This is a genomic window from Methylobacterium segetis (assembly GCF_004348265.1).
Lineage (GTDB): Bacteria > Pseudomonadota > Alphaproteobacteria > Rhizobiales > Beijerinckiaceae > Methylobacterium > Methylobacterium segetis.
Window position 1 is genome coordinate 1 of record NZ_SMNT01000053.1, and the last position, 21,277, is coordinate 21,277.

22 protein-coding genes and 1 tRNA gene are annotated in these 21,277 nt (G+C 69.8%); 8 read left to right on the plus strand and 15 right to left on the minus strand.

The features are described from left to right. Window positions 1-835: 835 nt before the first annotated feature. On the minus strand, window positions 836-1,717 hold the full coding sequence (locus E1J50_RS14640; protein WP_425374934.1) for a sigma-70 family RNA polymerase sigma factor: 882 nt from the start codon (window positions 1,715-1,717) through the stop codon (window positions 836-838). Between the two features lie 376 nt (window positions 1,718-2,093). Here E1J50_RS14640 and E1J50_RS14645 point away from each other — a divergent pair, with 376 nt between their 5' ends. Further along, window positions 2,094-2,354, plus strand: a complete 261-nt coding sequence (locus tag E1J50_RS14645; RefSeq protein WP_132254575.1) for a DUF6894 family protein — start codon at window positions 2,094-2,096, stop codon at window positions 2,352-2,354. Window positions 2,355-2,469: 115 nt separating this feature from the next. On the opposite strand, the gene E1J50_RS14650 is transcribed toward E1J50_RS14645, so the two are convergent. From E1J50_RS14650 to E1J50_RS14665, 4 genes are all read right to left on the minus strand, one after another. Beyond that, the gene (locus E1J50_RS14650; protein ID WP_132254576.1) at window positions 2,470-3,171 is read right to left on the minus strand and encodes a helix-turn-helix domain-containing protein; all 702 of its coding nucleotides are present in this window, start codon (window positions 3,169-3,171) and stop codon (window positions 2,470-2,472) included. 653 nt (window positions 3,172-3,824) lie between these two features. Further along, a tRNA-Lys gene (locus tag E1J50_RS14655) sits at window positions 3,825-3,900 on the minus strand. 105 nt (window positions 3,901-4,005) lie between these two features. Then, complete coding sequence (locus E1J50_RS14660; RefSeq protein WP_132254577.1) at window positions 4,006-5,571, minus strand: 2-isopropylmalate synthase; 1,566 nt, start codon at window positions 5,569-5,571, stop codon at window positions 4,006-4,008. A gap of 369 nt (window positions 5,572-5,940) precedes the next feature. Continuing rightward, window positions 5,941-6,654, minus strand: coding sequence for a spermidine synthase (locus E1J50_RS14665; RefSeq protein WP_132254578.1), 714 nt, complete (start codon window positions 6,652-6,654; stop codon window positions 5,941-5,943). Window positions 6,655-6,978: 324 nt separating this feature from the next. On the opposite strand from E1J50_RS14665, the gene E1J50_RS14670 reads away from it, so the two are divergent. Next, window positions 6,979-7,458 (plus strand): SRPBCC family protein, encoded by a 480-nt coding sequence (locus E1J50_RS14670; protein ID WP_132254579.1) that lies wholly within the window; start codon window positions 6,979-6,981, stop codon window positions 7,456-7,458. A gap of 101 nt (window positions 7,459-7,559) precedes the next feature. Next, window positions 7,560-7,892 (plus strand): hypothetical protein, encoded by a 333-nt coding sequence (locus E1J50_RS14675; RefSeq protein WP_132254580.1) that lies wholly within the window; start codon window positions 7,560-7,562, stop codon window positions 7,890-7,892. Here the strand turns inward: E1J50_RS14675 and E1J50_RS14680 are convergent. The 3 genes from E1J50_RS14680 to pdxY form a co-directional block, all read right to left on the minus strand. Continuing rightward, window positions 7,883-8,605 (minus strand): NUDIX hydrolase, encoded by a 723-nt coding sequence (locus E1J50_RS14680; protein ID WP_132254581.1) that lies wholly within the window; start codon window positions 8,603-8,605, stop codon window positions 7,883-7,885. The two genes, E1J50_RS14675 and E1J50_RS14680, sit on opposite strands and share 10 nt — an antisense overlap. Beyond that, window positions 8,598-9,503 (minus strand): PhzF family phenazine biosynthesis protein, encoded by a 906-nt coding sequence (locus tag E1J50_RS14685; RefSeq protein ID WP_132254582.1) that lies wholly within the window; start codon window positions 9,501-9,503, stop codon window positions 8,598-8,600. The genes E1J50_RS14680 and E1J50_RS14685 overlap by 8 nt, the downstream gene beginning before the upstream one ends. 70 nt (window positions 9,504-9,573) lie before the next feature. Continuing rightward, window positions 9,574-10,422, minus strand: coding sequence for a pyridoxal kinase PdxY (pdxY, locus tag E1J50_RS14690; protein ID WP_132254583.1), 849 nt, complete (start codon window positions 10,420-10,422; stop codon window positions 9,574-9,576). 238 nt (window positions 10,423-10,660) lie between these two features. Between pdxY and E1J50_RS14695 the strand changes: the two genes are divergently transcribed. Together E1J50_RS14695 and E1J50_RS14700 are read left to right on the plus strand one after the other, a co-directional pair. Further along, entirely contained in the window at window positions 10,661-11,182 is a 522-nt protein-coding gene (locus tag E1J50_RS14695) for a DedA family protein (protein WP_132254584.1), read from the plus strand. A gap of 113 nt (window positions 11,183-11,295) precedes the next feature. Then, window positions 11,296-11,781, plus strand: a complete 486-nt coding sequence (locus E1J50_RS14700) for an MmcB family DNA repair protein (RefSeq protein WP_132254585.1) — start codon at window positions 11,296-11,298, stop codon at window positions 11,779-11,781. 37 nt (window positions 11,782-11,818) lie between these two features. On the opposite strand, the gene E1J50_RS14705 is transcribed toward E1J50_RS14700, so the two are convergent. The 4 genes from E1J50_RS14705 to E1J50_RS14720 form a co-directional block, all read right to left on the minus strand. Further along, window positions 11,819-12,088, minus strand: coding sequence for a hypothetical protein (locus tag E1J50_RS14705; RefSeq protein ID WP_132254586.1), 270 nt, complete (start codon window positions 12,086-12,088; stop codon window positions 11,819-11,821). A gap of 203 nt (window positions 12,089-12,291) precedes the next feature. Beyond that, window positions 12,292-14,778 (minus strand): ATP-dependent Clp protease ATP-binding subunit ClpA, encoded by a 2,487-nt coding sequence (clpA, locus tag E1J50_RS14710; protein ID WP_132254587.1) that lies wholly within the window; start codon window positions 14,776-14,778, stop codon window positions 12,292-12,294. A 22-nt stretch (window positions 14,779-14,800) separates the two neighbouring features. Further along, the gene (gene clpS / locus E1J50_RS14715) at window positions 14,801-15,196 is read right to left on the minus strand and encodes an ATP-dependent Clp protease adapter ClpS (RefSeq protein WP_425374935.1); all 396 of its coding nucleotides are present in this window, start codon (window positions 15,194-15,196) and stop codon (window positions 14,801-14,803) included. 256 nt (window positions 15,197-15,452) lie between these two features. Next, window positions 15,453-15,806, minus strand: a complete 354-nt coding sequence (locus tag E1J50_RS14720; RefSeq protein ID WP_132254589.1) for a phasin family protein — start codon at window positions 15,804-15,806, stop codon at window positions 15,453-15,455. Between the two features lie 298 nt (window positions 15,807-16,104). Between E1J50_RS14720 and E1J50_RS14725 the strand changes: the two genes are divergently transcribed. Next, window positions 16,105-17,589 carry an SPOR domain-containing protein gene (locus tag E1J50_RS14725; RefSeq protein WP_132254613.1) on the plus strand — a complete coding sequence of 495 codons (1,485 nt, stop codon included), beginning with the start codon at window positions 16,105-16,107 and terminating at the stop codon, window positions 17,587-17,589. A 125-nt stretch (window positions 17,590-17,714) separates the two neighbouring features. On the opposite strand, the gene E1J50_RS14730 is transcribed toward E1J50_RS14725, so the two are convergent. From E1J50_RS14730 to E1J50_RS14740, 3 genes are read right to left on the minus strand one after another with little or no spacing between them, the layout of a single operon-like run. Continuing rightward, entirely contained in the window at window positions 17,715-18,419 is a 705-nt protein-coding gene (locus tag E1J50_RS14730) for a DnaJ domain-containing protein (RefSeq protein ID WP_132254590.1), read from the minus strand. A gap of 3 nt (window positions 18,420-18,422) precedes the next feature. Continuing rightward, window positions 18,423-18,677, minus strand: a complete 255-nt coding sequence (locus E1J50_RS14735) for a hypothetical protein (protein ID WP_132254591.1) — start codon at window positions 18,675-18,677, stop codon at window positions 18,423-18,425. Then, window positions 18,674-19,813: a S1C family serine protease gene (locus E1J50_RS14740; RefSeq protein ID WP_132254592.1), complete on the minus strand. Its 1,140-nt coding sequence runs from the start codon at window positions 19,811-19,813 to the stop codon at window positions 18,674-18,676. Before E1J50_RS14740 ends, E1J50_RS14735 begins: the two co-directional genes overlap by 4 nt. Before the next feature lie 477 nt (window positions 19,814-20,290). Here E1J50_RS14740 and E1J50_RS14745 point away from each other — a divergent pair, with 477 nt between their 5' ends. Both E1J50_RS14745 and E1J50_RS14750 read left to right on the plus strand, forming a co-directional pair. Next, a complete protein-coding gene (locus E1J50_RS14745; protein WP_132254593.1) occupies window positions 20,291-20,506 on the plus strand; it encodes a hypothetical protein in 216 nt (71 codons plus the stop codon). A gap of 274 nt (window positions 20,507-20,780) precedes the next feature. Beyond that, a complete protein-coding gene (locus E1J50_RS14750) occupies window positions 20,781-21,038 on the plus strand; it encodes a DUF6894 family protein (RefSeq protein ID WP_132254594.1) in 258 nt (85 codons plus the stop codon). The last annotated feature ends 239 nt before the right edge of the window (window positions 21,039-21,277 follow it).

A 21,277-nucleotide genomic window follows, 5' to 3' on the forward strand; every position in this document is an offset into this window, starting at 1 on the left:
TGTCGGGCTCGTGCCGGTTGATGGCCACGATCCACCGGCCGTCCTGCGGGGCCCGATCCATGGACCGCCAGCTGGCCATGACACCCTCCTGCCCTGTCGTGCTCGACTGTCAGGAACGCTCCAGGGGTCGAGACCGTTTCGGGCCCCTCTCAGGCGCACCGCCTGCTCACGAGGCTCATGTGAGGCGCCTCCCATGGTTGGTCTCCCATGGCCCGCATTGCCATCCTCATCGTCACCCCAAAGGGGCTTCGCCGCATGACGCTTACGAACCCATGGCTGCCTCGACCCTTCCGCGTCCCATGCTTGCATGAGCCACAGCTTCATGCCCTTGCCAGGCTGCTTGAGAGTACCTGTCCTGCACCGTCTGGCCGGGGCGTGCCGGGCCAGCTCCGCACCGCTGTGAAGCGTCTGCACGCGCACGAGGCGGATCAGGAGTAGCCGCACCACAGCCTTCGCTGGCACGCATTATGAAGCGCCGCCTGGCCCGCCATGCCGGATCAGAATGCTGCGATGCACGTTGATGTTACCGGGATTAACATCACGAGGCGCAAGATGGCAGCTCTAGAGGTCGATCCGACTGAGGTTGAGGCTCTGGCGCAGCTGGCCCGCGTCATGATCGAGAGAAGCCTCGAGCGCACAGAGGGAGATGGGGCCGCCTTCTGGCACGCCGTGTCGCTGATCTACCGACGCGGTTTGCCCGCCCCTGCTCCAGTGCCGGCGTCGGAACCACTCGATATCGCCGCATAGACGAGCCAGAGCGCGGTGCAGGCTCTCTCTCAACCCCGTGTAGGGTTTGAACGTCAGGGAGCGTCAGAGGCGGGCCTGAAGTCAGCGCCTAAGCGGAGACCCGGGTTGCGGGCATCCCGAGCAGGCTCGTCAGGACCGCGCGCGCCCGGCTCACCCGGCTCTTCACGGTGCCAACTTGGCAGCCGATCACCTCGGCCGCTGCCTCGTAGGTCAGGCCCTGCGCGCCCACGAGCAGCAGCGCCTCGCGCTGAGCTGGCGACAGCTTAGCGATGTGTGTCCAGATGGTGCGCAGGTCCGTGCCGTGCTCCTGGGCGGCGGGTGCGATCAGGGTGCCGGCCATGACGCCGTCCGCGTCCTCGACCTCGCGCTTGCCCTTGCGACACTCGGTGTAGAACTGGTTGCGCAGGATGGTGCAGAGCCATGCCTTCAGGTTCGAGCCCGCCAGGAAGCGATCCTGCGCTGCCCAGGCCCGCACCATCGTCTCCTGCACGAGGTCGTCGGCGCGTGTCGCATCCGGGATCAGCGACATCGCGAACGCCCGCAGGCCAGGAAGCGCCTCGACCAAGCCGTCGCGGAATGCTTCTGCGTTTCCGCCCTGCACGGCGAGCGCGCTGTCGAGCTGCGCGATCAGGTCGAGCAGCCGCTGCGGCGGCTGAGCCTGCATCAGGGCGCCGTAGGCGGCCTGCAACTCGAAGCCGAGGTGATCGAGGATGGCCGCAGACAGAGGAGCTGAAGCTGGTGCGTCCTGCACCTCCGTCTGATCCACACCGAGGCCGTCTGGTATCAGCATGTCGTTCAACCTGCTGTCGTTTTGCATCGTCATGCGCGACGGCGTACGCCGAGCATCCTGACCGTACAGTGAACATCTAACTAGGCCATTAGGGGATCGTTCCTCGTGGCACTCGCGTTGCAGCCGTTCTCTAAATGCCAGCGCGATCGGGGAAATGCCGCGACCAGTGACATACAGCATCGTCGACCATCCAGACGGGCGGTTCGCGGTCGTGGCTGCTTCTGCGTCCGGCTCCGTGCACTGGCGCTGCGGGTTTCTGACGCGTGCCGAGGCCGAGCAATGCGTCGAGGACTTGCGCGCCATGATGACGGCCTGTGGTGTTCCGCTGATGTGCTGGGAAGCGGATCGGCCGGGTATGGACCTACGGGCGATGCTCGGGGCACCCAGGCGCCGGTTCCAGTAGGGCTTGCTACCGAACCTTAGCAGGACCGCAGCACCGCTCGCACGCTGGGTATTTCGGAACGCAGAACGAGCGCAGGATCAGCCTTTACGAAGGAGCGCTTGGTCCGTTTACCTGCGTGAATGTCCGCTTTTCCCGACCCGGCTATGAGGCGGGATGCCCTGGTTCTATTTCCACTTACGTACGCCTGACGGTCTGGACCGCGACGAGATCGGGCTGGAGCTGATCGGGATAGAGGCCGCCTACCTGGACGCCTGCCGGGCGATCCCAATGATGGCGGACGAGCTGCTGGAAAAGAAGGTTGATCCGCGGTGCTGCTGCTTCGAGATCACTGACAGGGCAGGTCAGGCTCTGTTGGAGCTGCCATTCACGGAGATCCTCGACCGGGATGCACACCGCATTCGTGCGAACTCTTAGCCTGCGCCCGAGCGATCAGCACCAGCAGCCTCCAGCAGCGATAGCCATGATCGGCCTGCGCCCCTGAAAGTATAGCTGTCCAGCGGGGACACTGGCCTTTCGGCATCGCCTGCCTTCAGGGAACCCGCAGGTATGTCGGATCGAACTCCGCAAGGTGCTCCAGAGCAGGCCGATCCAGCAGGCTCAATCGCCCTCTATGCCAGCCGATGAGGTTCTGGTTGCGCAGCGCCTGCAACGTGCGGTTGACGTGGACGTTCGACATGCCAGTCAGTTCGGCAAGCTCGATCTGCGTCAGAGGCAGACTGTACCCCTCGTCGTCCGCCAGCCCGACTGCGTGCAGCCGCTCCCGCAGCTCGCAGAATAGGTGGGCGAGACGTTGCAGAGCGGAGCGTTGGACGAGGCTCAACACGCGCTCGCTGTCGATGGCTTTGTCGAGCAGGAGACGATTGAGCAGCGCGCGAGCAAGTTCAGGTTCCTGTCGGAGCGGGTCCGCTACCATTTCGAGCGGGATCTCGCCGAAGATGCAGGAGGTCAGCGTCGTGATCCCACAGTCTGCCCAGCCGCGCAGAACAGCTTCAAGATCGCACATGTCGCCGGGCACCAGGAGGGCCGTGATCTGCCGCTGACCGTTTCTCAGCGTGCGATGCCGGCAGGTGTAGCCAGACAGGAGTACATGCGCCATCTGAGGCACCTCACCCTGCAAGATAAGGCTTTGATCTCGGACAAGGGCTCGCTCGCGCACGACGACCTGCAGAACTGGATGAGCAGCCTGCCTCGCAAAACGCGCTAGGGATCCGGCCATACTGCTCGCACTCATGATGGGCTTGTCCCGCCTCCTTCGGGCCCTTCGACACGGATGGCTAACGTAGGTTACAAGTGCTAAGCAAGAGTTCGATTGCGGACAATCGGATTAGCTGCTCCAGCGCATGGGCGTTCCAATAGGGCTTGCACTAATGGAACCTTCCGCGTTTCGGCCGGCCCCGTTCCACACTCGTCATCTTGCACTCTGGAATGACGAACCCAATGACGTTCCATTACCTTTTGGAACATTGCTCGCGAGAGCGTGGCCAGGAACAAGCCCGGGCGAACTGGAACGTCCGTTTCGCCCAGTGTCTCGCTCGAAAGCCGACATTCCGCCTTCGGCCAAAGTTGGTCATTCCAACCTGCCCCACTGAGCTAGCTGGAAGCGGACGCTCGAAGGGCCGAAACGGGTCAGGAGTTCGCGCGCGCGCAGTCACTCTGAGCCGACAGGGTCCTGAAAGCCTAACCTGTGCCGGCCTCGAGTTGCTAACCCTTCCGCTCCTACGAAGCGGTATGTCGGCAGTGGCCGGCGGTCCTCCCTGCGATGCCACAGGAGGGTGGAGAGATTCCGGTCACGCCGCGACCCAGCAAAAACTCTTATTCGGCTCGTTCCGGAATAAGGTGAGGCTCTCACGCCACTCGCTATCTGCCAGAAGTCCTGGAAAGAAATGGTGGGCGCACTAGGGTTCGAACCTAGGACCCGCTGATTAAGAGTCAGCTGCTCTACCAACTGAGCTATGCGCCCTCATCGCTTGTCAGCGATGCGCCGGGGCCACCAGTCCGCGGCGAGGTCGGGCTGATACCAAGGGGGCCGGGGGCTGTCCACCCCCGGCCCGCAAGAATCTTGAGGCTATTCGGCCGCCGCATGCTGGGCATGCAGGCGCACCGCCGCCGCCGAGAGCTTGTTCAGGGCCGACAGGTAGGCCTTGGCGGAGGCCACCAGCGTGTCAGGGTCGGCGCCGCGGGCGGTCATGGAGCGCTCGCCGGCTTTGAGGCGCACCGAGACCTCGGCCTGTGCATCCGTGCCCTCCGTCACGGCGTGGACCTGATAGAGTTCGAGCTGCGCCTCGTGCGGCACCAGCGCCTTGATGCAGTTGAACACCGCGTCGACCGGTCCGTTGCCGTCCGCCTCCTCGGTGAAGGTGCGCCCGTCCATGTCGATCTTCATGGTGGCCCGCTGCGGACCCCGGGTGCCGGCGATGACCGAGAGCGAGACGAGGCGGATGCGGTCGTGGGCGGTGGCGAGGTTCTCGTCCACCAGCGCCTCGATATCCTCGTCGTAGACGTGCTTCTTGCGGTCGGCGAGCGCCTTGAAGCGATCGAACACGTCCTGGAACTGGTTCTCGGCCAGATGCAGGCCGAGCTCGTCGAGCTTCGAGCGGAAGGCGGCCCGGCCCGAGTGCTTGCCCATCACCAGCGAGGTCTTGCTGACGCCCACCGATGCCGGGGTCATGATCTCGTATGTCTCGGTGTGCTTCAGCATCCCGTCCTGGTGGATGCCGCTCTCGTGCGCGAAGGCGTTCCGGCCGACGATCGCCTTGTTGTACTGCACGGGGAAGTTCGTCGCGTGGGAGACGAGCTTCGAGGCGCGGGTCAGCATCGTGGTCTCGATGCCGGTCTCGTAGGGCATGACGTCGCCGCGGGTGCGGATCGCCATGACGATCTCCTCCAGCGCCGCGTTGCCGGCCCGCTCGCCGATGCCGTTGACCGTGCACTCGACCTGCCGCGCCCCGCCCTCCACGCCGGCGAGCGAGTTGGCGATGGCGAGCCCCAAATCGTTGTGGCAGTGGACCGAGAAGATCGCCTTGTCGGAATTCGGCACGCGCGCGCGCACCGCCTCGAACATGGCGCGGTACTCGGAGGGCGTGGCGTAGCCCACCGTGTCCGGCAGGTTGATCGTGGTGGCGCCCGAGCGGATCGCCGCCTCGACGCAGCGGCAGAGGTAATCGATCGGCGTGCGCGTGGCGTCCATGGCCGACCATTCCACGTCCTCCACGAGGTCGCGGGCCTGGGCCACCGTCTTCAGGATGATCTCCAGCACCTCGTCCTCGCTCTTGCGCATCTGGTGCGCCAGATGGATCGGCGAGGTCGAGACGAAGGTATGGATGCGCCCGCGATGGGCGTGGCCGACGGCCTCGCCCGCCCGCGCGATGTCCGCGGGGATTGCCCGCGCGAGGCCGGCGATGGTCGCGCGCTTGGAGCGGCGGGCGATCTCGGCCACCGCCTCGAAGTCGCCGTTCGAGGCGATGGGGAAGCCCGCCTCGATGATGTCGACGCCCATCGCGTCGAGGAGTTCGGCCACCGCGAGCTTCTCGTCGAGCGTCATGGTGGCGCCGGGACATTGCTCGCCGTCGCGCAGCGTCGTGTCGAAGATGAGAACGCGGTCCTTGGCCGAGCCGGTCTGGGTCGTGGTCATGGGTATCTCGCTTGCCCTGTCGCGGCGCGCCCCGTCTCGAGCGGTCGGCGGCGCCATCAAGCCTGTCGTCGTGGTGCGCAATCCCCTGAGAGCCCAGGCGCGCGCCCGGACGGCCCTCAGGGGCGGGTAAGGAGAAGGCGGACGAGACGCGCGCGCGACCGCGACGCTGCACGGGCAGCGCGGATGGTCGGGCACACGGAGCCGGCTCGGGCCAAGGCTCGTCTCTCCTCGCGGGACACGACGGGCGGACGCGATTCGCCGGTCAGGGCGGGGACGGTCCGGGGGTTGACGTACGTATCCTTCGCGCGGGTGAAACACAAGCGAGCGTCCCGAGGACCCGCGCCGACGAGGGCGCGGATCAGGGCGCCCTCACCGGCCCGTCCTCCGGGGGGCCGGGCCGGCGCCCGCCTCCATGCGTTCCGCGATCCAGAGGACGTGGCGCCGCCCGCTCGTGCCGCCGTTCGCCCGCACGCGAAGCTCGTCGACCGCGAAGCCCGACCGCTGCAGCCGGGACTTGAAGTGCCGGGCCGGGCCGCCGGACCAGACGCCGAGCAGGCCGCCCGGGCGCAGGGCGTAATGCGCGCGCTTCAGGCCCCAGGAATCGTAGAGGCGGTCGTTCTCCTGCCTCACCATCCCCTCCGGCCCGTTGTCGACGTCGAGGAGGATGGCGTCGTACTGGCCGGGGCCCGACTGGATGAGGCGGTTCACGTCCGCCTCCACGAGCTCGACGCGGGGATCGTCGAGGCTTCCCTCGAACAGGTGCGCGAGCGGGCCCCGCGCCCAGGACGTCACCGCCGGCACCAGTTCCGCGACGACGACGCGCGCCTCCGGCCCGAGGGCCTTCAGGGCCGCGCGCAGCGTGAAGCCCATGCCGAGCCCGCCGATCAGGATCTTGGCGCGCGGCCGGTCGCGGAGACGCTCGCAGGCGATCGTGGCGAGCGCCTCCTCCGAGCCCCGGAGCCGGTTGTTCATCAGCTCGATCGGTCCGACCACGATCGAGTACTCGTCGCCGCGCCGCATGAGGCGCAGCGGGACGCTCTCGCCCGGGATGGCGCCGGTATCGAGATGAACCCATGGGATCAAGGACGAACTCCGTTCGGATCGCGGCGGACTCGGCGGAGGCGCGCGGCGCCGGCCGCTCCGGCGCAAGGCGGGACACCTAGCCCGCGCCCGCGCGGCACGCCAGGGCCGGCACTCCACCCGCGGCGCAGGCTCGACCACGACGCGACCCTTCCGGCCGGAGACAGGCGCGACCGATCGTGATCCGGAACCGCCGCCCCCGCCATTGCCGACGCGGCCGCGCCGCCTAGCTTCGCGCCGAGCCCGGCGAGGGTTAACGGACGAGGGGTCCGGCGGTCCGCCGCGGGGCCGGGCCTCGCCCCACCACAACAACGGATGGAGACTCCCATGACGCGCCACACCCTGCGGCTCGCGCTCACCGCCCTCCTCGTCGGCGCAGCGGCGCCCGCGCTCGCGATCGACGTCCAGAAGACGGCCACGATCGAGGCGCCCCCCGCCAAGGTCTGGCAGACGATCGGCGATTTCTGCGGCATCGGCACCTGGCATCCGGCCGTCGAGACCTGCACCCCGTCCGAGAAGGACGGCAAGGCGATCCGCACCCTGAAGCTGAAGGGCGGCGGCGCGATCGTCGAGGAGCAGACCTCCCGGGACGACAAGGTGATGTCCTACAGCTACGCGATCCAGGAGAGCCCGCTGCCCGTCTCGGACTACACGTCGACCCTCGCCGTTGCCCCCGAGGGCTCGGGCTCGAAGCTCACCTGGACCGGCAGCTTCTCGGCCAAGGGCGTGCCGGACCCGGTCGCCAAGGACGTGATCGAGGGCATCTACGACGGCGGCCTCAAGGGGATCGCCGAGAAGGCGAAGTAGGAGGGGCACGGCGGCGATTGACCGGCCTGGGGCCGAGGGCGCACATACCGGATCCGCCAAGCTCGGCCGTGCGGGTCGGGCGCGAACCGGGATGTCCGTCCGTGACAGCGTACCGCCTCAGCCTCTCCCTTGTCGCCACCGCTCTCCTCGCGGGTCTTGCCGGCGCCTGCCAGCCGAAGGCGGCCGCGCCCGTCGTGGCGGCGGCGACGCCCGCCCCCGTCTCTGTGCCGCCGGCGGGGCCGGGCTGCGGGCCGAACATCGCCCGGACCCAGGCGGTGGTGGACAGCGACGTCGCCACCGGCAACCTGAACCAGCCGGTCGGCGCCCGCTTCAGCGCCGACCTCGCCCGCGCCTCGGCCGCCTGCGCCGCCGGCCGCGAGGGCGAGGCGCTCGGCCTGCTCGCCGCCGCCAAGACCCGCTACGGCTACCGCTGATCCGCGAAAGCGTCGGCGAGGAAGGCGCGCACGAAGCCGGGCATCCGGTCGGCGTCGACGTCGCCGGGTCCGCGGGCGACGACGATGCGGGCGAGTTCCGGCTCGGCCTCCCCGGCGCGATGCCGCTCCATGCGCGCCCGCAGGCCCTCCGCATCCTCCGGAAAGGGTACGGGCCGCAGGAAGGCGAGCTGGCCCTCGCCCTTGAGCAGTACCCATTCCTCCGCCGCGTCCTCCGGCAGGGCGAGGCCCGTCTCCTCGCGCAACTCCCGTGCGGCCGAGCCCGCGAGATCGACCGTCTCGCCGCGCACGTCGTCGCGGTCGGGCGTACCGCAGGGGAAGTAGATCTGGCCGGCATTCGCCGTGTGCGGGCCCATCTCGCCGAGGAGCACCGCCCCGTCGCGGGCGAGAGGCACGATGGCCGCGAAGGCGTTCGCCACACGCCCGTCCGGCGAGCCGGCATCCCGGAAGGCGATGAAGCGGGAATAGCGCGTCTCGAAGAACTGGGCCTCGCACTGCCCGTCCGAAACCGAGACGCCGCAGGCGAGGAGCACCGGCCCGTCGAAGAGGCCCGGCCTCTCGCCGAGCCGCCGCCGCCAGTTCTCGGCGATCATCTCGGCATTGTCCTCCGCCCAGGCCCAGGCGAAGGGGACGAGGCGCGCCGTGACGCCGTGGAGGCGGGCAAGTTGGAAGCCGAGCGGACCCACCTCAGGCAAGGAGTACCCCCTCGCTGACGACGATGGCCGCGCCGCCGATCTCGACCGAGCGCAGCGCTCCCTCCTCGACGACGACCTGCAGGGCGATCTCGCTCGGGCGGCCCATGGCGAGGCCCTGGCGGATAACGACGTCGTGCTCGGCCGATCCGAGACGCTCGAACTGCATCAGCACGCCCGCGAAGGCGGCTGCCGCCGAGCCCGTCGCCGGGTCCTCCGGCACCCCGAGATGGGGCGCGAACATCCGGGCTTGGTAGCGCTGCCCGAGCCCTTCCGGATCCGGCGTGTAGAGGTAGAGCGCTCCCGCTTCCTCGAGCGCGGCGAGCGCGCCCGCGTCGATTCGGGCGGCGTCGAGGCGCTCCCGGGAGGCGACCGGCACGAAGGTGAAGGGCACGCCCGCATCGTGGCGGCTGGGACGATGGGCGGCGAACCCGATGTCGCCGGAGGCGAGGCCGAGCGCCCCGGCGAGGGCGGCGGGCTCCGGCCCGTCGCCGAGGAAGGCCGGCAGGCTCGGCACCTTGAAGCGGGCGCGGCCCCTCCCCTCCCCCGCCTCGACGACGCAGGGCACGATGCCGACCCCTTCCTCCAGCCCGAAGGCGACGGCGTCGGCGAGGGCCGCGGCGGCGCGCCCGTCCTCAAGCGCCAGCAACACCGCCGCGCCGACCGTCGGATGCCCGGCGAAGGGCAGCTCGCGGGTGGGCGTGAAGATCCGCAGGGCCGCCCGGTGGCGCGGCTCGGCCGGAGGCAGCACGAACACCGTCTCCGACAGGTTGAACTCCCGGGCGATCCGCTGCATCGCCGCACCGTCGAGGCCCTCGGCATCCAGCACCACGGCGAGCGGATTGCCGGCGTAGGGCTCGTCCGTGAACACGTCGAGGGTGACGAACCGGCGTCGGGTCATGGGCTCTGTTCCGTGGCTCGAGGGATCGGGACGCAAACGCCGGACCGGCGCGGGGCGTTCGCGGGCAGCCTCACACCGGCTCGACCGGGAAGGTCTCGCTGGGGGCGACGAACTCGTCCTGCGCGGCGACCGTGAGGATCTCGCGCGAACCCGCCTCCGCGGTGCGGCGCAGGAGGCCGTAGACCGAGGCGCCCGCCATGCCGAGCGCCAGCGCCGCCGAGCCGCTGCGGGCGTAATGCACGAAGAACAGGGCCGCGACCGCATCCCCGGCGCCGTTCACGTCGAGATGGAGGCGCGGTGTGCGCAGGCGCCAGAAGGTGCCGCCCTCGCCCGCCAAGAGGTCGATCGCGTCGCCGGGCGTGTCGTCGGTGGCCAGGGATGTCACCAGCACCACGCGGGGACCCAGGGCCTGCAGGGCCGCGACCGCCCGCTTCGCCTCCGCGAGCGTGCCGGTCGGTAATCCCGTGAGGAGGTTCAGCTCGAACGCGTTCGGCGTGACGATGTCGGCGGCGGGCACCGCGCGATCCCGCATCAGTTCGGCGATGCCGGGCCGCACGTAGACGCCCCGGTCGGTGTCGCCGATGACCGGATCGCAGCAATAGAGCGCCGCCGGGTTCGCCGCGCGGACCGCCGCCACCGCCCCCAGGATCGCCGTGCCGATATCGGGCGAGCCCATGTAGCCCGAGAGCACGCCGTCGCACTGGCCGAGCACGCCGCGCTCCGCGATGCCGGCGACGAGTTCCTCGATGGCCGGCCCGTCGAAGACGCGCCCGCGCCACGCGCCGTAGCCCGTGTGGTTCGAGAACTGCACCGTGTGGATCGGCCAGACCTCGACGCCGAGGCGCTGCATCGGAAAGACGGCGGAGGCGTTGCCCACGTGCCCGTAGGCGACGTGCGACTGGATCGACAGGACCTTCACGGGAGGCGCCTCCCCACGCGACGCGGACCGGAGCCGCCCCAGAATGTCTCTCACGCAACTCCCGCCGCACCCTCGAAGGCCGGAGGCCGGCCCAGGGGTCGGGAGTTGCGTGAGGAGCCCTTAGCGCCTTTCGGGACGCCGCGCATCCGCGGAGGCGGGCACGCTTGCCCTTCGGCAAGGCGGCGCCACATCGGGACGGACCGCCCTGCCCTCAGAGTTCGAGCCCACAAGGACCTCCATGGATTTCGAAGCCCTGCGCACCGCGACCCTCGGCTTCGTGGAGGCACACAAGGCGTGGACGCCCGTCATCACCGGGCTTCTCGCCTTCTGCGAATCGATCGCCTTCCTGTCGCTCCTCGTGCCGGCGACCGTGATCCTGGTCGGGATCGGGGCGCTGGTCGGGGCCGCCGACATCCCGTTCTGGCCGGTGGTCATCGCCGCCGCCATCGGTGCGGCGCTCGGCGACTGGATCTCCTACGAGTTCGGCCATTACTACAAGTCCGGCGCCAAGCGCATGTGGCCGATGCGGAGCTACCCCGAGATGGTGGCGAAGGCTGAGGCCTTCCTGCACCGGTGGGGCGCGGGCGCGGTGGCGCTCGGGCGCTTCTTCGGCCCGGCGCGGGCCGTCGTGCCGCTGATCGCGGGGGTGTTCGGCGTCGAGCGCCTGCATTTCCAGATCGCGAACGTGCTCTCCGCCCTCGTCTGGGCCTTCGTGCTGCTCGCGCCCGGGGCCGGCCTCCTGACATGGTTCCAGGGATAGGTGTTCCAGGGATAGGCCTGCGCCCTGCGGTGCCGGCGCCGCATCGACAAGCCCGGCCCCGGCTGGTTCGATGCGCGCGTCCCGATTCGGGACGCGTCACGCAAGATCCCGCCTTGTCCGCAGCCCTCGCCGCCGCCCTTCTCCCGCCCGACCGCCGGCAATCGCCGACCGCCGCCGCCACGCAGCGCGGCGTGCGCCGCCTCTTCGCGGAGCTCGGCCAAGTGAGCCTGCCCGAATTCTCCCTGGCCAACGGGCGCCGCGCCGACGTGATGGCGCTCACGGCCTGCGGCAGGCTCAGCATCGTGGAGATCAAGTCGAGCGTGGCCGACTTCCGGGCGGACAAGAAGTGGCCGGATTACCGGGAGTATTGCGACCGCTTCTACTTCGCGATCCCGCACACGCTGCCCTGCGAGCTGATCCCCGAGGAGGCCGGCCTCATCGTCGCCGACGCCTTCGGCGGCGCGATCCTGCGCCAGCCCGAGGAGCATCCCTTGAGCGGCGCTCGCCGGAAGGCCGTGACGCTGCGCTTCGCGCACAGCGCGGCGGGCCTGCTGCACACGCTCGCCGACCCCGGCGCGATCCGCGACGGGGCGCTCTGAAGCGCTCTTCGCGGAGCGCCTGCCTCGAGCAGGCTCCTCAGGCCCGCTTCTCCATCATCGCCTTGACCTGCATGAGCTGGTCCCAGACCTGGCCGGGCGAGGTGCCGAGAAGGTCGAAGCCGGCGGTCACGCCCCAGTAGAGGCCGAGGCAGATCAGGGGGACGAGAACCCAGGCCAGAAGTTCCTCGCCGCGGCGGCGGCGCCTGCGACGGCGGCGGCGCTCCTCGCGACGCGTCAGCTTCTTGGGCGGCGGAGGCACGGAGCGTGCGACGGGCGTGAGGGGGCCCTCATGCAGCTCGCTGGTCATGGTGCCCCCCTCGTCTCGCGCGGGCAGCGATGCCGCGCCCCCTGAGCCTCTCGCCGAACCCCCGCCGATCTCGGCGGAAGGACGCCCGGTCGATGGGCGTCTCGCGGGTGGCTCATATCCTGGGACGCGGGTGCAGAAAAGGACCCGAAAGCCTCAGCCGGCCCTCCTCGTCGCGGGACGCGACGGTGAGGGCCGGCCGGGTCTCAGGCCCGAACGAGCGGGACCTTGGGCACGGTGCGCACGCCGCCCGAGCCCCCGGATCCTCCGCCGCCCTTGTCCTTCTCGGCCTTCTTGCGGGTCGTGGCGCGCGGCTTCGAGCGCTTGTGCTTCTTGGCCGCGTTGGTCACGTCCTTCTCCGGCTTCGGCGTCACGGGGCCGGCCGGGAACTCGAAGCCGAGCACGTCCTTGGCGCCGGCCTTCGCGTCCGCATCCTCCGGCTTCTTCACGACCACCTTCACGGCGCCGCCATCCTTGAGGCGCCCGAACAGCACCTCGTCGGCGAGCGGCGTCTTGATGGTCGACTGGATGAGCCGGGCCATGGGACGGGCGCCCATCGCGTCGTCGTAGCCGTGCTCGACCAGCCAGTCGCGGGCCTCGTCCGAAAGCTCGATCGTGACGTTGCGGTCGGCGAGCTGGGCCTCGAGCTGGAGGACGAACTTGTCGACCACCTTGGCGACGACCTCCTTCGGCAGGTGTCCGAAGGAGATGATCGCGTCGAGGCGGTTGCGGAATTCCGGCGCGAACAGCCGGTTGATCGCCTCCACGTCGTCGCCCGAGCGCTTGGTCTGCGTGAAGCCGTAGGCGGACTTGGCGAGGTCGGAGGCGCCCGCGTTCGACGTCATGATGATGATGACGTTGCGGAAATCGACCTGCTTGCCGTTGTGGTCGGTCAGTTTCCCGTGGTCCATCACCTGCAGCAGGATGTTGAACAGGTCCGGATGCGCCTTCTCGATCTCGTCGAGGAGCAGCACGCAATGCGGGTGCTGGTCGATCCCGTCGGTCAGGAGGCCGCCCTGGTCGAAGCCCACATAGCCGGGGGGCGCGCCGATCAGGCGGCTCACCGTGTGGCGCTCCATGTATTCCGACATGTCGAAGCGCAGCATCTCGACACCGAGGGAGGCGGCGAGTTGCTTGGCGGCCTCGGTCTTGCCGACGCCGGTCGGACCCGCGAACAGGTAGGAGCCGATCGGCTTGTCGGGATCGCGCAGCCCCGCGCGGGCGAGCTTGATCGCCGAGGTCAGCGCCTCGATGGCGTTCGTCTGGCCGTAGACGACCCGCTTCAGGTTCTCGGTGAGGTTCTGGAGAACCACCGCATCGTCCTTCGAGACGGTTTTCGGCGGGATGCGGGCCATCGTGGCGATGGTCGCCTCGATCTCCTTGACGCCGATCGTGCGCTTGCGGCGCGCCTCCGGCACCAGCATCTGCGAGGCGCCCGTCTCGTCGATGACGTCGATCGCCTTGTCGGGCAGCTTGCGGTCGTTGATGTAGCGGGCCGACAGCTCGACCGCGGCCTTAACCGCATCGGTCGTGTACTTGAGCTTGTGGAACTCCTCGAAATACGGCCGCAGGCCCTTCACGATCTCGATCGCGTCCGGAATCGACGGCTCGTTGACGTCGATCTTCTGGAAGCGGCGCACGAGCGCCCGGTCCTTCTCGAAGTACTGGCGGTACTCCTTGTAGGTGGTCGAGCCGATGCAGCGCAGCGTGCCGGAGGCCAGCGCCGGCTTGAGGAGGTTCGAAGCGTCCATCGCGCCGCCCGAGGTGGCGCCCGCACCGATCACGGTGTGGATCTCGTCGATGAACATGATCGCGTTCGGGTGCGCCTCGATCTCCTTCATCACCTGCTTGAGGCGCTCCTCGAAGTCGCCGCGGTAGCGGGTTCCGGCGAGCAGCGTGCCCATGTCGAGGGAGAAGACGGTCGCGTCCGCCAGCACCTCCGGCACCTCGTGCTGGATGATCTTGCGGGCGAGCCCTTCCGCGATCGCGGTCTTGCCGACGCCGGGGTCGCCGACGAGGAGCGGGTTGTTCTTCTGGCGGCGGCAGAGCACCTGGATCGTGCGCTGCACCTCGGCCTCGCGGCCGATCAGCGGGTCGATCTTGCCGTCGCGGGCCTTCTTGTTGAGGTTGACGCAATAGGCGTCCAAGGCATCGCCCTTCTTCTTGGCACGCCCCTCGCCCTCGTCGCCGCTCGGGCGCTCGCCGGCGCCCTCCTCGTCGGCCCCGCGCACCGGCTTCGCCTCCGAGGCGCCCGGCCGCTTGGCGATGCCGTGGCTGATGTAGTTGACCGCGTCGTAGCGGGTCATGTCCTGCTCCTGCAGGAAGTAGGCGGCGTGGCTCTCGCGCTCGGCGAAGATCGCCACCAGCACGTTCGCCCCCGTCACCTCCTCGCGGCCGGAGGATTGGACGTGGATCACGGCGCGCTGGATCACGCGCTGGAACCCGGCCGTCGGCTTGGCGTCCTGGCGTCCGTCGCCGGTTAGGTTCGAGAGCTCGGTATCGACGTACTCGACGAGGCTGCGCTTCAGCGCGTCGATCTCGACGTTGCAGGCCCGCATCACGGCGGCGGCGTCCTGATCGTCGACGAGGGCGAGGAGCAGGTGCTCCAAGGTCGCGTATTCGTGCCGGCGCTCACCGGCGAGCGCCAGGGCGCGGTGGAGGGCTTGTTCTAGGCTGCGTGAGAAGCTGGGCAAAGCTCGTGCCTCTGTTGGGGGCCTACTTCTTTTCCATAACGCACTGGAGAGGATGTTGGTGTTTGCGGGCAAAGTCCATGACCTGCGTCACCTTGGTCTCCGCGACCTCGTAGGTGAACACCCCGCACTCGCCGACGCCGTTGTGATGCACGTGCATCATGATCTGGTAGGCGTCCTCGTGGCTCTTGTTGAAGAACCGCTCCACCACGTGGACGACGAACTCCATCGGCGTGTAGTCGTCGTTGAGGAGCAGCACCCGGTAGAGGCTCGGCCGCTTCGTGCGCGTCTTGGTGCGGGTGATGATCGCCGTGTTGGAGCGGTCGTCGCCGCCCGGTCCGCGCGGGTTCGAGGCGGCTACGGTCACGGCTCTCTCGTTGACCGGCCGCGAGGCGGCAGGCGGACATGCGGTGCCCCGCATCATCGGGCCCTGAGACATCTGAATCGCACCGACCCCATCTGGCGGCAACATCACGCTCGCGGGGCGCGCCGGCGAGGCGCGCTCGCTTCGACGGCAATCTATAGGCCGAGGCGCAACTTCGCCAGACGGCTGCGCGCACTTGTCCGTGTCTCTCGGGAGCGCGGCCGGACAGCCAGCGGGCACGCGGCTTGCGCGCCGCGCAGGCTGCGGCCGGAGGCCCGGCGCGGGAGGCCGGCCCCCGGCGGCGTCGGGTGCCTCAGGCGACCTTGTGCAGGGCAAAGCTCTCGAAGGGCTTCGCGAGATCCTTGGCCAGCGCGACGTAGAGGTCGCGCAGCGTCGCGGCCTGCGCAGCGCCCCGCTCGAACGAAGCCTTCACGTACTCGGTCTGGATCTCGACGGCCTTGGCGACGGTGCCGGCCTTGGACAGCTTCTCGGCCGTGGCCGCGGAATGCTCGTAGGATTGCTTCGCGTAATCCGCCCACTCGATGCCGATGGTCTGGGCGGTCTTGGCCGCCGCGCCCATGCCGGCGAGCACCGAGTCCAGGCCCGTCTTTACGGCGGCCTCGGCCTTCTGGAACGTCGCCTCGGTCTTCTCCAGGGATTTCGTCATCGGATCTACCCGGTGCCCCGGCGGGGCACCCCTCTGCTGCGTGTTGCGAGAGCGCCGGGACCGACTTGCGAGCGCGAGCCTGCCGGCAGACCGAATATGTGCACTGCAACATAGTGCGTCAAGCGGATGGTGCGATGCAAAATCAGTCGTGAAACGCACCGATCCCATTAACCGGCCCGTAACCGCGCCGACTTACGGTTTTCGACTGAAGCAGCGAGGCCACGGTGCCGCGGCACGGGCTCGCCGAGATGGTGCGGTGCGTCCGGCGGGGCCGGACCGGCGGGGGCAGTCAGTCGTGATGCGTAGCGTTGTGAGCCGGTCTCGGACGTCCCGCGCTCTGCCAGCCGCCCTCGCGGCCGCGGCTCTCCTCACCGCCCTCGCCTCGCCCGCCGAGGCGCGCCGGCGGCATCACCATGCCCGCGCCGGCGGCGGCTACAACCCGCCCTACGCGGCCATGGTGGTCGACGTGAAGACGGGCAAGACCCTGCATGCCGTCAACGAGGATTCGCTGCGCCATCCGGCCTCGATCACCAAGGTGATGACCCTCTACATGCTCTTCGAGCAGATGGAGAAGGGTCGCTTCGCCCTCGATTCGGAGCTGACGATCTCGGCCCGCGCCGCGGCGCAATCGCCCTCGAAGCTCGGCCTGCGGCCGGGCTCCACCATCGAGGTCGAGGACGCGATCAAGGCGATCGTGACGAAGTCGGCCAACGACGTGGCCTGCGCGATCGGCGAGAACATCGCTGGCTCCGAGGAGCGTTTCGCCCAGATGATGACCGAGAAGGCCCGCGCGCTCGGCATGAGCCGGACCCGCTACGTCAACGCCTCGGGCCTGCCGGACGCCGACCAGATCACCACCGCGCGCGACCTGACGATCCTCGCCCGGGCGATCCAGGACCGCTTCCCGCGCTATTACCGCTATTTCCAGACCCGCTCCTTCGCCTTCCGCGGCCGGGTCATCGGCAACCACAACCGCCTGCTCGGCGCCGTGCAGGGCGTCGACGGCATCAAGACGGGCTACACCCGCGATTCCGGTTTCAACCTGATGACGGCCGCGCGGTACGACGATCGCCAGATCGTCGCGATCGTGCTCGGCGGCAAGTCGGGCGCGAGCCGCGACCGCATCATGGCGGATCTCGTGCGTGCGAGCCTGCCCCGCGCCTATGCCGGCGCGCGCCAGACAGGGGCGGTCGTCGAGGCCGCGGAGCGGACGCGGCCCGCCGTAGTGGCCGATGCGGTCTCCCGAACCCGCACGCAGGTCGCCTCGGCCGACGACGACGAGGTCGACACCACCGCCTCGACGGATCGCAACCAGCCCCTCGACATCCTGCCGAGCCGCGCCACGACGACGCCGGGCAGCGCCGGCCTCGGCGCGCGGACGGCCCCCGCCCTGCCGAAGGCCGCGCAGGCCTACGCGGCGGCGGCGAACCCGTCGCCCTTCCCCGGCTCGTCCAAGTCCGAGGCCCGCCTCGCCTCGGTCGACGGACCCGCCCGCGCCGAGGCCCCGAAGCCGCTGTCCGGCCCGCGGGTCGTGCCGACGGCCTGGGTCATCCAGCTCGGCGCCATGGACGACGAGGACAAGGCCAAGTCGATGCTGGCGGACGCCCGCTCCCGCGGCGGCGGAGCCCTCGCGAAGGCCGCCCCCTACACCGTGAAGGTCGAGCACGGCGGCGCGACCCTCTACCGGGCCCGCTTCTCGGGCTTCTCCGAGCAGGATTCGGCGCAGGACGCCTGCAAGGCGCTGAAGCGCAGCGGCTTCAACTGTTTCGCGACCCGGAGCTGAGGGTCGCGCCCCGCGCCCACCCGGGCGCGGCATTCAGGACCTCGAGGACGGCGCCGTTCGCGCCGGTCCCGCCGGCTCGTCCCGGCGGGCCTCGCCCGCTCATGTCTGGCAACGCGCGTGGAGTTTCAGCGATGTCGGTTCAAAAGCCTGTCCCGGGCCGCGTTGACGCGGGCCGCCAGTCCGGCGGATCCGCCCTGGTCCGGATGGATCCGCTTCATCAGCGCCCGGTGGGCCGCGCGGACCTGTTCTGGGGACGCCCCGCGCTCAAGCCCCAGGATCTCGTAGGCCTCCTCCTCCGGCATCGCCCCTGGCTTCGGCGCACGGCCCGTCCGCGCGTCGCGATCTCCCTCAGCGTCTATACGCCAGCCGGGAAGCCGGCGGTCGAGATACGCCTCTAGGTCTGCGGCGGCGCGCGAATCCTGTGCCCGGCACGCGCCGAGAAGCTCGAGCAAAGCGGGGGGCGGCAGCGCGCTGAGGGTCCGGCCCGCGAGCGGCCCCGCCAGGACGCGGCCGTCGCCGGGGCTGCCGTCGGGCAGGCGCGTGAAGGCGATCAGCGGCGCGCGGCGCAGGCGGCCGCCGATGCGGCGCCACGTCTCGCCGAAGCGCTGCCCCGCAGCGCGCCCGCCCTCGAGCAGCCAGACCCCCACGAGGCCGGAGACGAGGGCGAGATCGGCCCGGCCGCGCAGGCCGAGCAGGAAGGCCAGCGCCAGCGCGCCCCATCCCCCGAAGCGGCGCAGCAGCGGCCAGAAGCGGGCCGAGTCGAACCGGCCGCCGCGGCGGGAGAACCACCACAGGGCGAGGCAGGCGAGGACACCGAGGGCGAGCGCCATGGTCTAGCGCCGCACGCCGAAATCGGCGCTCGCGCGACCATTGATCCGGACCTGAACCCCGTTGCCGAGATCGACGAATCCGTCGCCGCGGGCCGGTGCCCGGAGCGGCTCGCGCCCGCAGCCCGGCCGGCTGGGCAGGCGCACGCCCTCGGGTGCGTCCTCCGGGCAGAGGCGCGGGCGCGCCGCCCGGTCGCCGGCGGCGGCGTGGCCGGCGCTCAGGCCGGCCGCGAGTGCGAGGCCGAGGACGATCCGGCTCACAACCGGTTCTCCGCCACGTCCGTCGTCGTCACGCGGACCGTCCGGGTGCGGCCGCCCCGCTCGACGGTGAGGTCGACGGCCTGCCCGAGGCCGGCCGCCTCGATCGCGGCGGTCAGGTCCGCGAGACGGTGAACCGGCTTGTCGCCGACGCCGACGATGACGTCGCCGATCTCGCCCGTCTGCAGGTCGACGCCGCGCAGCCCGGCGCTCGCGGCCGGCGACCCGCGCAGCACCCGCAGCACGACGACCCCGTCGATGCCGAGGCGGGAGGCCGTCGCCTCCTGGCCGGCGATGATGCCGATGCCGGGATTGCGCACGCGCCCGTTGCGGATGAGGTCGGGCACCACGCGGTTCACCACGTCGACCGGCACCGCGAAGCCGATGCCGGCGCTGGCGCCCGAGGGTGAGAAGATCGCGGTGTTGACGCCGATCAGCCGGCCCGCGGAATCGAGGAGCGGGCCGCCGGAATTGCCGGGATTGATCGCCGCATCCGTCTGGATGACGCCGGAGAGCTCCCGCCCCTCCCCCGTCGGCAGCCGGCGCTGGAGGGCGCTGATCACCCCGGTGGTCAGGGTGTGGTCGAGGCCGAACGGGTTGCCGATCGCGTAGGCCGCCTGCCCGACCTTGAGGTCCGCCGAGGTGCCGACGGCGAGCGGCGGCGGGGTCTTGGCGACGCGGCCGAGCTGGAGCACGGCGAGGTCGTAGGAGGGAGCGGTGCCGACGATCCGGGCCGGCACCACCTCGCCCGAGGACAGGCGCACCGAGACCGAGCCCCCGGCCTGTGTCGCCGCCTGCACCACGTGGTTGTTCGTGACGACGTGGCCCGCCGCGTCCCAGACGAAGCCGGTGCCCGTCTGCGTTCCGCCCTGGCCCTGCTCCTGCTCGTCCGGATCGTCGAGGCTCATCAGGGCGCGGCCCTGCGCCGCGGCCTGTGCGAAGACGTGGACGACGGAGGGGCTCGCCCGCTCGAACAGGGCGACGGTGGTCGCCTCGGCCGGCGCGAGGTCGCCTCGCGCCGTCACCGCCCGCGGCGTCTCGGCGGAGAACAGGAAGGCGGTCAGGTAGGGCTGCGCGACGAAGAGCGCGAGCAGGACGATCACCGCGGCCAACGCGATGCGCGCGAAGCGATCCGGCACGGCAAGACTCCCGCAGCAGGCCCGATTGTGGTCACGATGCAACACCCGCGCGATGGCGGGTGCCCGCTTAGAGCATTCCGAGACGGCGGGGCGCAACCGCGCGGCCCGTTCTTAACTGGCCGTTCAGCATGAAAGGTTCAACAGGCTGAGGCAGGTTCGGCCGGCGTGTGGCAGCGCACCGTTGCAGCGCAGCGACCGAGCTAACGAAATGGTCACCCCTCGCGCTCACAATCTTCATGAGGTGAGTGAAGAGCATCCTCGGGCGGCGCCGGTACGGATCATGTCAAAATCATGATGCCGCCGGCGTGAGAACTGCGGCCTCGGCCTCCAGTCCAGGAAATACGGCTGGAAAGACCGCAAAGTCGCCCAACGGTTGCTCCCATTCGCGAGCACGAATGCAGCCGCTCCGGCTGGTCCGTCGTCTCGGCGGGCCAGGCTCTTCCAAGCGGACGAGAGAGTTCAAAAGGAACAGGTACGATGGAAACCGAGGCTCTGGAACGACCCGCCGATCTGACCATCTGGCGCACCGTGCCGGCGAGCTCCCCCCTGGCCCAGCCCGAGCGGTTCGACACCCTGCGCGAGGCGATCGCCGCCGCCGCCGGCGCCCTCACCGACCCGGCCAAGCAGCCCTGGATCATCACCGAGGAAGGCGAGATCCTCTCCCCGAACTGGATCCGCACCTACCTGAACTGAACGGGAGCGCCCGCTCCGGCATCCGGCCGAAGCGGCTCCGCCGGCCGGGTGTGGGCAGGTTGTTGCCGGCGGAGCCTGTCGGACGAGGAAACGGATCCGACGCGCGGACTGTCCGGCCGATCCCGGACGACCGCATTCACATGGTTGAAGCTTGAGCAGAGAGAGGGAGTGTCCGCCGGCCGTTGACGGACACCGATTATCGCAGGTGAATGTTGGTCTGACATTGCTTCGTTAGCAACGACAAGACCTGGCGGTGATCGGAAGGAAGATCGTCATGGCGCGCTACTTCTTCCATCTCCGGACCGGCCGGACGTTCTCCCGCGACGACGAGGGCGTGGAGATCTCCGATCCCGACCACGTGGCCGCCCACGCCGCCCGCCTCGCGCGGCGCCTGATCGCCGAGACCGACCTCCCCGGGATCTGGGCCGGAACCTGGGCCCGCAGCGCCTTCGCGGTGATGGACGGCGAGCAGCGGCTGATCCTCCATCTCCCCTTCGCGACGGTGCTCGGTCCGCGACCGCTCCTGCACTGATCCGGCCTCTCCCGTGAAAACTCGGGAGACCCTTCACGTATGTGAATGCCACCTCCGCGGGTGGGCCTTAGGCACGAAGGTGGCCGGATGAGCCAACCCCCCTCTCCTCCGGCTGGCACCGCCGGTCGAACTTTCCCCCGATCGCTTGAGCCGGCGGTGCCCCCCTTTTCCCTTCGAGCGGGCCCCTTCGGCGGCATCCGGACAGACGGAAACGCCCCGATCCGCGGCCCACGCACCCG

Excerpts from the sequence above, each read along its gene's own strand:
- E1J50_RS14640 (WP_425374934.1), bottom strand. The coding sequence starts at position 1,717 with ATGCTGTATGTCACTGGTCGCGGCATTTCCCCGATCGCGCTGGCATTT.
- E1J50_RS14645 (WP_132254575.1), top strand. The coding sequence starts at position 2,094 with ATGCCCTGGTTCTATTTCCACTTACGTACGCCTGACGGTCTGGACCGC.
- E1J50_RS14650 (WP_132254576.1), bottom strand. The coding sequence starts at position 3,171 with ATGAGTGCGAGCAGTATGGCCGGATCCCTAGCGCGTTTTGCGAGGCAG.
- E1J50_RS14660 (WP_132254577.1), bottom strand. The coding sequence starts at position 5,571 with ATGACCACGACCCAGACCGGCTCGGCCAAGGACCGCGTTCTCATCTTC.
- E1J50_RS14670 (WP_132254579.1), top strand. The coding sequence starts at position 6,979 with ATGACGCGCCACACCCTGCGGCTCGCGCTCACCGCCCTCCTCGTCGGC.
- E1J50_RS14685 (WP_132254582.1), bottom strand. The coding sequence starts at position 9,503 with ATGACCCGACGCCGGTTCGTCACCCTCGACGTGTTCACGGACGAGCCC.
- E1J50_RS14695 (WP_132254584.1), top strand. The coding sequence starts at position 10,661 with ATGGATTTCGAAGCCCTGCGCACCGCGACCCTCGGCTTCGTGGAGGCA.
- E1J50_RS14705 (WP_132254586.1), bottom strand. The coding sequence starts at position 12,088 with ATGACCAGCGAGCTGCATGAGGGCCCCCTCACGCCCGTCGCACGCTCC.
- clpS (WP_425374935.1), bottom strand. The coding sequence starts at position 15,196 with ATGCGGGGCACCGCATGTCCGCCTGCCGCCTCGCGGCCGGTCAACGAG.
- E1J50_RS14720 (WP_132254589.1), bottom strand. The coding sequence starts at position 15,806 with ATGACGAAATCCCTGGAGAAGACCGAGGCGACGTTCCAGAAGGCCGAG.
- E1J50_RS14725 (WP_132254613.1), top strand. The coding sequence starts at position 16,105 with ATGCGTAGCGTTGTGAGCCGGTCTCGGACGTCCCGCGCTCTGCCAGCC.
- E1J50_RS14730 (WP_132254590.1), bottom strand. The coding sequence starts at position 18,419 with ATGGCGCTCGCCCTCGGTGTCCTCGCCTGCCTCGCCCTGTGGTGGTTC.
- E1J50_RS14745 (WP_132254593.1), top strand. The coding sequence starts at position 20,291 with ATGGAAACCGAGGCTCTGGAACGACCCGCCGATCTGACCATCTGGCGC.
- E1J50_RS14750 (WP_132254594.1), top strand. The coding sequence starts at position 20,781 with ATGGCGCGCTACTTCTTCCATCTCCGGACCGGCCGGACGTTCTCCCGC.